Here is an 8,334-nt window from a genome sequence, read left to right on the forward strand (position 1 = left end):
CGCGGTCGTGTTTGGCTTGGCTCAAGGTGCCTTGTCAATTTACATGGCCATGATCCTGATCGGCATTGGATGTTCGCCGGTTTTAATGACCTCGTTCTACATTTTCGCACGTCTCGCACCGCACGAAAAATTCGGCACGCTGGCAGGGCTTGTTTTAGGGATCGGGTCGTTGGGCAATGTTCTGGCGTCCGCACCCCTCTCCATCGCATTGGAGGCAATCGGTTGGCGGGCGACGATGTTCGTGTTGGCGGGGGTGACGGCGTTGGTTGCATTGGCTTTGTCGCGGCTGGTCGGTGATCCGCCACGGGTGTCGCGCGACCGCACACAGCCCAAGCGAAAGCTGAGCGATTTGTTGCGTATTTACCCTTTGTACCCGATCCTGATCATCGCAATGGTCGCCTATGCGCCTGGCGCCGGTTTGCGGGGCAGTTGGATTGGTGGTTATTTGTCGGACGTCTTCGGTTTGGGGTCTATTCAAATCGGCAATGCGACGATCTACATGGCCATCGCGATGATTTTGGGTAGTTTCGCATTCGGCCCCGCGGACCGCGTAATCAAGAGCCGCAAAGTCATTATTGGTGGGAGCGGTATTGTCACGATTGTCGCCTTGCTCACGCTGTGGCGCAGCGGGGGACAATGGCCTGTTGTTCCAACTGTCGCGCTGTTTATGGTCGTCGGCTTTTTCACCGCAAGCTATCCGCAAATTATGAACCATGGCCGCACACTTTTGCCCGAGGATTTGGTCGGTCGTGGCGTGACGCTGATCAATTTATTCTCCATCGGCGGCGTTGGCGTGTTTCAGATCATAACCGCGCGACTGTTTGCCCATACTCAGGTGTCGGCACCGACTGTCGTCACGCCCTACGGTAGCGTTTTCGTGTTTTTTGCGGTTATGTTGGCGATAGGCTTGGTGATCTACGTTGTCGATCTAAAGAGATTTACGGGAGGGGCACATGATTGATGACGCGGCCTCGTCACCCAAATGCGTGATTTTGAACGATACCTCGACCCGCTATCACCACGGGTGCATCAGGGTGATGGAACAGCTCAAGTCGGGCCTTGTTGATCGCGGAATCACAATTGCGGCGTGCGCACCTGCGCGCCACGATTGGGAAAATGACCCCAAACTCATCGAACACATCCGTCGCTGTGATTTGGTTGTGCAAATGAGAAATGCCATCTTTTGTTTTGTTTCCACTTTGCTGAGCGGCCTCAGACTGAGTTTGGCCTCACTTGAACGATGGGTACTGTGCGATTGCGCTCTCGCAACTAGGACAGAAGCGGTTGTCTCGAAATATAGTTATTTGGAGTGTTTGGGGCGTGAACAGGCTTAAATTTTATTTTGCGCGTACATTAAGATCTGAAAATCCGATTGCACGCGCTTCGGTAGATCAGGCAACCCTCCTAGACAGTTTGCGAGGCAAAACTGTTGCTATAGTCGGCAACGCGCGAGATCTGGCCAGAACCGGCTATGGTCCTGAAATCGAAGCGCATGATGTCGTGATCCGCATAAACCGCGCCCCAATGCCCGCGGAAATCAGCCACGGGGTGAAAACCGATTGGTTGGCTATGGCCACGCGCGTATCGAGGCGCGAACGAGCAAGGATCGGAGCGAAGCGGCTGATGTGGTTCAGCCACAAGCGCAAGCGACTCGATTGGAGTGTCGCGATCTCGGATGGATTCTATCTCCACCCGCGCGCGGATTATACGCGACTGGAGCAAGCGCTCGACCGGCAGCCGACCACAGGTGCGATGGTGATTGATTTGATTGCCAAGAGTCCCGCGGCGCAAATTGATCTCTACGGGTTCGATTTTTTCTCGTCTCTATCGCTGTCGGGGCGGCGCACTGCGGATGATGTGCCTCACGACTTTGATGCTGAGGCGCAGTTCGTAAACGGGCTCTGTGCGGACGACGACCGGATCACACTTCACCCGATGAAATAAGGCCCATCATGGATTCTGTCTTTACATCGGGGTGGATTTCGCTATCCCCCACGCGTGTCATTTGGACAACAAGGAGTATCGCTGATGGGTTATAAAATCGTCGTCGTTGGCGCCACGGGTAACGTGGGCCGTGAAATGCTGAACATTCTTGCTGAGCGCGAGTTTCCTGTAGATGAGATCGTGGCGCTTGCGTCACGCAAATCTCTCGGCACCGAAGTGAGCTTTGGCGACAAGACCCTGAAGACCCAAGATTTGGCCACCTTCGATTTTGCGGGCTGGGATATGGCCCTCTTTGCTGTTGGTTCTGAGGCCACCAAAGAGTTCGCGCCAATCGCGGCAAAAGCGGGCTGTGTGGTTATCGATAACTCCTCGCTGTATCGCTACGATCCTGATGTGCCACTGATTGTGCCAGAGGTGAACCCAGATGCAATCATGGACTATTCCAAGAAAAATATCATCGCCAACCCCAACTGTTCAACGGCGCAGATGGTTGTGGCGCTCAAGCCATTGCATGATCGGGCCAAGATCAAGCGCGTTGTCGTGTCGACGTACCAGTCCGTGTCCGGCTCGGGCAAAGCGGCGATTGACGAACTGTGGAACCAAACCAAGGGTATGTATGTCCCTGGCCAAGAGGTCGACCCTTCGGTCTATCCCAAGCAGATCGCGTTCAATGTGATCCCGCATATCGACGTTTTTATGGACAGCGGCGACACCAAAGAAGAATGGAAGATGGTCGCAGAGACCAAGAAAATCATTGACCCGTCGATCAAAGTGACCGCGACATGTGTGCGTGTTCCTGTGTTTGTGGGCCACTCCGAGAGCATCAATATCGAGACTGAAGAGTTCCTTGATGAAGACGAAGCACGCGATATCTTGCGCGAGTCGCCCGGTATTCTGGTGATCGATAAACGCGAAGATGGCGGGTATGTGACGCCTATCGAATGTGTTGGCGATTTCGCCACGTTCGTGTCGCGCATCCGCCAAGACGTGACGGTTGAGAATGGTATCAACCTGTGGTGTGTCTCCGATAACCTGCGCAAAGGTGCTGCATTGAACGCGGTTCAAATTGCCGAACTGTTGGGGCGTAGAGTTCTCAAAAAGGGCTAACCCCCGCGCCGTCAAAAATTGAATAATGGGAAAAGGGTGCGGTTTCGCGCCCTTTTTCGTGCCTGCCCTGAGTGGATTTGGCCAGTGAGATCAGAGTTTGATCGGCTGTCGGGCGTCGCATTTTACAAATCTTCTTTTGGGCCAGCTCGTTAACTTAAAGCTATCTTCGCCCGCGCGGCAAAATACCCAGAGTGGTATGACCGGCCCAAGGGAATCGGTGCCTATAGAAACGCGGAGGGCGCAGTCATGTTTAGAGTAAAGTTGAACTTTACTGTCCGGGAGCGCCACATAGAGAGCGACTCGCACGCAACTGGCGAGGATCGCACAGATGTGCTCCGACCAAACGACCAACATCTGACCCGCGAAGATCTGTGTCGGACGTTCAAGGAAAAGGTATGGTGTAAGAGCAATACCGACACATCTGATCGCGCGCTTTAGGCGTGTCTTTTTTGATCGCGATAGGCGGTCTGTTGCCAGTTGCAGCGCCCAATTGAGCGCACACGTACAATTGGGTTGCGGATGATGATTGGCCAGTGGACTCTGACCTCAAATTGAGGAGGACATTATGGCCCTGCACCCTTGTATATCATCAGCTATCGTGGCGTCGATTGTGACGCTGACGCCTGTTTTGGCGCAAGCCGACACATTCACGGCCCAAAGCGTTGTGACATCTGCAACGTTCTACCCCACTGGCGGTGAAGTGGTGCGCAGAGTGCGCCTCCAAATGCCTGCGGGGCGTCACGAGTTGCATCTTCCCAACATACCTGCGCAGAGCGCCCAGTCGTTTGCGCAAAGTGTCCGTGCTGAGCTCACAAACGCACAGCTGGGACCAATCCGAGTGCGCCCAGATCCACAGACCACGAAAGAGGATTGGTCGTCCCAAGAGGCAGAAGCGCGCAAACAGGTTGCGGATGCCAAAGCCACGCTCGAGCGGTTGAAAACCCAAAAAGCGGCGGCGATGGATGAAATGACAGCCGCACAAGACGGTCTGGATTTCTTGACGCGCATGGAAGCCCCAAGCGGGACGGCGGCCGCGGATTTGGCTCAGATTGCGGCGATGATTCGTGAACAATCCGTGTTGGCGCGTGAGGCAATGTCACAGGCGCAAGCGCGTTCAAACGCCTTCAATGACAGTCTCAATGACGCCAAGGCGGCTCTTGATGCGGCTAAGATTGAGTTGGCGCGTATTGCAGACCCTGAAGAGGCGCGTGTGACGGTTTCGCTGTCTTTAGACGTGCCAGAAGCTGGGGAGGTATCAGTTGATGTCATTTATCCGATACAAGCGGCGGGATGGCGACCCAGTTATACAGCGCGGCTCGATACGGTGACGGGCGATATGCAATTCGAACGTAGTGTGCAAGTGACGCAATCCACAGGCGAGGCGTGGTTTGACGTCACTCTTTCCCTGTCAACCGACCGCCCCGAGCGCGGCACGGATCCGTCCTATCTACCGCCGTTGATCCGTCGCGTGTTCGACCCTGACGATATGCGCCCGATGGCACGTAGTCTGGCCGCAGATGCGATGATGCTTGAGGGGGCGCCGATGAAGGCCGACAGCATGGTTCCCCGCGCGTACGGGCTCAATTTGACGTATGACCTGCCGCTAGAACAAACAGTCTATTCGAGCGCAGATGAGGCGACCGAGTTTGCGATGAATGTGCTTGATCTTGCGCCGAAAGTGTTGGTGCGCGCTGTGCCGCTTTTTGACGAAACGGGGTATCTGATGGCGGCGTTCCAAAACACGAGTGGTGAGATGTTCCTCCCAGGTGAGGTGCGCCTATACCGAGATGGATCATTTATTGGTCAGACCTTTAGTGACAGCATTGGCGCGGGCGAGCGTGCCGAGTTTGGATTTGGGCCGATTGATGGGATCAAAGTGTCACGCATCATCGTCGATGCCAATGAAGGGGATCGTGGCATGATCCGCAAATCAAACGAGATGGAAAGTGCTGTTCGGATTGCGGTTGATAACCTGACGGACCGGGTATGGCCGATCGAAGTTTTGGACCGTGTTTCTGTCTCCGAGCAGGAGGACTTGGACATTGAATGGTCGTCGACCCAAATGCCAAGTGAGGTCGCACCCAATGATCAGCGCGGGATTTTGCACTGGGTGTTTGACTTAGAGGCCAACACGACGTGGACAACACAGTTGACCGAACGGCTCACGTGGCCGGATGGTCAGCAACTCCAGTGATCCCACCGCGCACATTGGCGCAACACCATGCCTAGTTGTTTCGATGTGTGCGGGATGATTCTGTATGTTTGAGGCGCAATTCCAAGTCGACACATTGGCGCCAGATTGATGCCTTTGCGGCGCCTCAGGTTTGCCACAGCTGTATAAGGAATTTAACCAAACATGCTCAGTCATGACAATTTTAGGCGTCGGGCGCCGCGTCGAAGTTTCGGGGCAAATATCTGATATAAATTAACTTTATTTTACCCCCGTTACCAAGTGGAAGCGTTGTATCAAATTTTCCAAATCCGAAAATACCAGCGCGCATGCATCTATGCTCCGATGATCTACAGTTGAACCGTAAGATCAAAAGGAAGTGACCCATGACAAACTTTTTGGCAAAAGCCCGCTCCAACAGACTTATTGCTCTAGCCCAGCATGAAAAAGGCGCGGTGATGTTCTTTCCTAACGCTTGTGTTGACGCATCAGGATCGATGACGGATGTGTCCACGCGTGTGGTGATGGCTCAGATAGCGAAGCCAATGTTCGTCAGATCGCACCACTGTTAAATCTGAACGAAACTGGCAGTGTCAGCATCATATTGATGCAATCCGCCCTCGCCAATATCAGTCCACAGGCCGTGAATGGTCAACTCGCCACTTTCCACTGCCGCACGCACAAAGGGAAAGGTCATCAGGTTTTCGAGTGAAATAAGAACAGACTCTTTTTCCAAGGCCTGCATCGGGTTCTCTTCGTTTCGCGCGGTAACGCGTTCGTACCCCGGTCTCAAGATATCCATCCAGCGCCCGACAAAAGATGACTTTTCTTCGAGATCCGGCGCATGACCTGAGCACATATCGTGACAGCCCTGAACGCCGCCGCAATTTGAGTGACCTAGAACAACCACATGGGCCACTTTCAGGCTACTAACCGCATATTCGACGGCGGCTGATGTGCCGTGGTAGTCGCCGTCATCAGTAAACGGTGGCACGAGGTTGGCGATGTTGCGGTGAATAAAAAACTCGCCTTGGTCGGCGCCAAAGATCGAGGTGACATGAACGCGGCTGTCGCAGCATGAAATGATCATTGCGCGCGGGCGCTGCCCGTCGTCCGCGAGACGGCGGTACCACGCGCTATTTTCGGAAAATGTTGTCGCTTTCCACCCGAGATAACGTTGCACCATATAGGACGGCAGCGGCTTTGCATTCTTCATCGGTTTATGATCCCTCACAGTTTAAAGCAATTTAATTGAATATAATGAAATTTTTGCGGATTTCGAAGCGGGAAATGACCCGCCATTAAACTTTTTCTTCAATGGTGCGAGTCAAGATTGGCTCAATGCGTGGGGGCGCATGAATATTGGGGTGAACTATGGTAGTGTCTAAACTTAGACTGGATGGCGAGGTCCGTCTTGATCGTGAACGGCTGGATCAACTTTATGCGCAATTGGGGACGTCTGGCGCGGATGGCGTTGTCACGCGCGCTATGGAAGAGCTCGCCGTGCGTTTGGCAAAGGTCGACTCGTGTCAGCGCAAAGGCGAGCTTGAGGAACTGCGGCGCGCCGCACGTTCCATGATCGCAATTTCAGAGCAAATCGGAATGGTGACATTCGCACAAGTTGCAAAAAGTGTCAGCGTTCTCGCGACGACAGATGATGGCACCGCATTGGCCGCGAACGTTGAGCGATTGATGCGCATTGGCGAAAACTCTCTTTTGGCTGTTTGGGATCTACAAGGAGCGTCAATTTGATGTGTTGAGCGGCGCATGGTTGCCGCACTTGATCCCGATTTCGAGCAATGCATGCTGCGATGACATCCGTATCGCCCTTGCAGGCAGCAAGGGATGAGCTAGGGTAGTGAAAACTCACAGTAAATGAGACTAAAAATGTCCCTGACCTTTGCTCAAGACTCCGACGCCGCCCTTCCGCTTTACCTTGTGGCACCCGATGGATTGGATGCGGTTAAGGCGCGTTTGACCCCGTCTCAGGCGAAGTGGGTTGAGGCAAACGGTTTTACGGCCAACATTGGTGAAATCTGCATTCTTCCAGACGCGTTGGGACTATCGGGTGCGTTAGCAGGGCTTGGGACTAAATCGGCACGCCAACGCACGCGTTTTGCCCTTGCTGCTGCACGAGCAAAGCTTCCCGATGCAATCTTTCGGCTTGAAACCGATCTGGAGGGTGAGGCGTTGACCGAACAGGCGCTCGGGTGGCTTCTCTCGGGATATGTGTTCGACAAATATGCGCCGACAGCAGCGCCCAAGGCGCAACTGGAGACGCCAGCAGGTGTTGATCGCACTAAGGTGGAGATTGTCGCTGCGGGCGAGGCATTGACCCGCAATCTTATCAACACGCCGGCGTCAGATATGGGGCCAGATGAGTTGGAGGCCGCCGCGCGCGATCTCGCGGATTGCTTTGGCGCCACGATGACTGTCGTGGCGGGTGAGGATTTGCTGTCTCACAACTTGCCCATGATTCACGCAGTCGGGCGCGCGTCTCCGCGTGCTCCGCGCCTGATTGAGTTCAATTGGGGGAATTCAGGCCCGAAACTAACACTTGTTGGCAAAGGTGTGTGTTTTGACACTGGTGGCCTCAACATAAAACCGGGCGCGTCGATGGGCCTGATGAAAAAGGACATGGGGGGCGCGGCAACCGTTTTGGGCCTGTCGCATATGATCATGGCGCTGGGTCTCGAGGTGCAGCTGCGCGTACTTATTCCCGCAGTTGAGAACGCGATTTCAGGGAATAGCTTTCGACCACAAGATATCTTGGTTTCACGTAAGGGACTTACCGTTGAGATCAATAATACGGACGCCGAAGGGCGGCTTGTTTTGGCCGATGCACTTGCGCTGGCGGATGAGGGAAACCCTGACCTCATCGTGTCGATGGCAACGTTAACTGGAGCTGCGCGGGTCGCGGTTGGCCCCGATTTGGCCCCGTTTTATGCGACATCTCCACGTGACGCCGCCGCCATTGTGAATGGGGCTGAACAAGCCGCCGATCCGGTTTGGCAAATGCCATTTTGGGATCCCTATGAACTGATGATTGAGCCTGGTATTGCTGATCTCGACAACGCGCCATCTGGTGGTTTTGCCGGATCGATCACTGCGGC

Annotated in this window: 8 protein-coding genes and 1 pseudogene; 8 read left to right on the plus strand and 1 reads right to left on the minus strand. The window is 54.3% G+C overall.

What is annotated here, in order from left to right; all coding sequences use genetic code 11:
- The 6 genes and pseudogenes from ACTG34_RS05530 to ACTG34_RS05555 all read left to right on the plus strand — a co-directional run.
- Positions 1 to 961 (plus strand): MFS transporter (locus ACTG34_RS05530; RefSeq protein ID WP_439103989.1); only part of this gene is annotated, 961 nt, incomplete at its 5' end.
- A gap of 359 nt (positions 962 to 1,320) precedes the next feature.
- A pseudogene (locus ACTG34_RS05535) lies at positions 1,321 to 1,566 on the plus strand (glycosyltransferase family 29 protein); the annotation flags it as partial.
- A gap of 57 nt (positions 1,567 to 1,623) precedes the next feature.
- On the plus strand, positions 1,624 to 1,944 hold the full coding sequence (locus ACTG34_RS05540) for a hypothetical protein (RefSeq protein WP_439104038.1): 321 nt from the start codon (positions 1,624 to 1,626) through the stop codon (positions 1,942 to 1,944).
- An 84-nt stretch (positions 1,945 to 2,028) separates the two neighbouring features.
- Positions 2,029 to 3,051, plus strand: a complete 1,023-nt coding sequence (locus ACTG34_RS05545) for an aspartate-semialdehyde dehydrogenase (RefSeq protein WP_439103990.1) — start codon at positions 2,029 to 2,031, stop codon at positions 3,049 to 3,051.
- Positions 3,052 to 3,616: 565 nt separating this feature from the next.
- The gene (locus tag ACTG34_RS05550) at positions 3,617 to 5,245 is read left to right on the plus strand and encodes a DUF4139 domain-containing protein (RefSeq protein WP_439103991.1); all 1,629 of its coding nucleotides are present in this window, start codon (positions 3,617 to 3,619) and stop codon (positions 5,243 to 5,245) included.
- Positions 5,246 to 5,607: 362 nt separating this feature from the next.
- Positions 5,608 to 5,793 (plus strand): hypothetical protein, encoded by a 186-nt coding sequence (locus tag ACTG34_RS05555; RefSeq protein WP_439103992.1) that lies wholly within the window; start codon positions 5,608 to 5,610, stop codon positions 5,791 to 5,793.
- On the opposite strand, the gene ACTG34_RS05560 is transcribed toward ACTG34_RS05555, so the two are convergent.
- Positions 5,790 to 6,437: a carbonic anhydrase gene (locus ACTG34_RS05560; RefSeq protein ID WP_439103993.1), complete on the minus strand. Its 648-nt coding sequence runs from the start codon at positions 6,435 to 6,437 to the stop codon at positions 5,790 to 5,792. The genes ACTG34_RS05555 and ACTG34_RS05560 overlap by 4 nt on opposite strands.
- 158 nt (positions 6,438 to 6,595) lie before the next feature.
- Between ACTG34_RS05560 and ACTG34_RS05565 the strand changes: the two genes are divergently transcribed.
- Together ACTG34_RS05565 and ACTG34_RS05570 are read left to right on the plus strand one after the other, a co-directional pair.
- Positions 6,596 to 6,973: a hypothetical protein gene (locus ACTG34_RS05565; protein WP_062217680.1), complete on the plus strand. Its 378-nt coding sequence runs from the start codon at positions 6,596 to 6,598 to the stop codon at positions 6,971 to 6,973.
- A 135-nt stretch (positions 6,974 to 7,108) separates the two neighbouring features.
- Positions 7,109 to 8,334, plus strand: a 1,226-nt coding sequence (locus ACTG34_RS05570; protein ID WP_439103994.1) for a leucyl aminopeptidase family protein, incomplete at its 3' end; no start/stop codon positions are given.

Source organism: Celeribacter marinus (assembly GCF_965656515.1).
Classification (GTDB): domain Bacteria; phylum Pseudomonadota; class Alphaproteobacteria; order Rhodobacterales; family Rhodobacteraceae; genus Celeribacter; species Celeribacter marinus_D.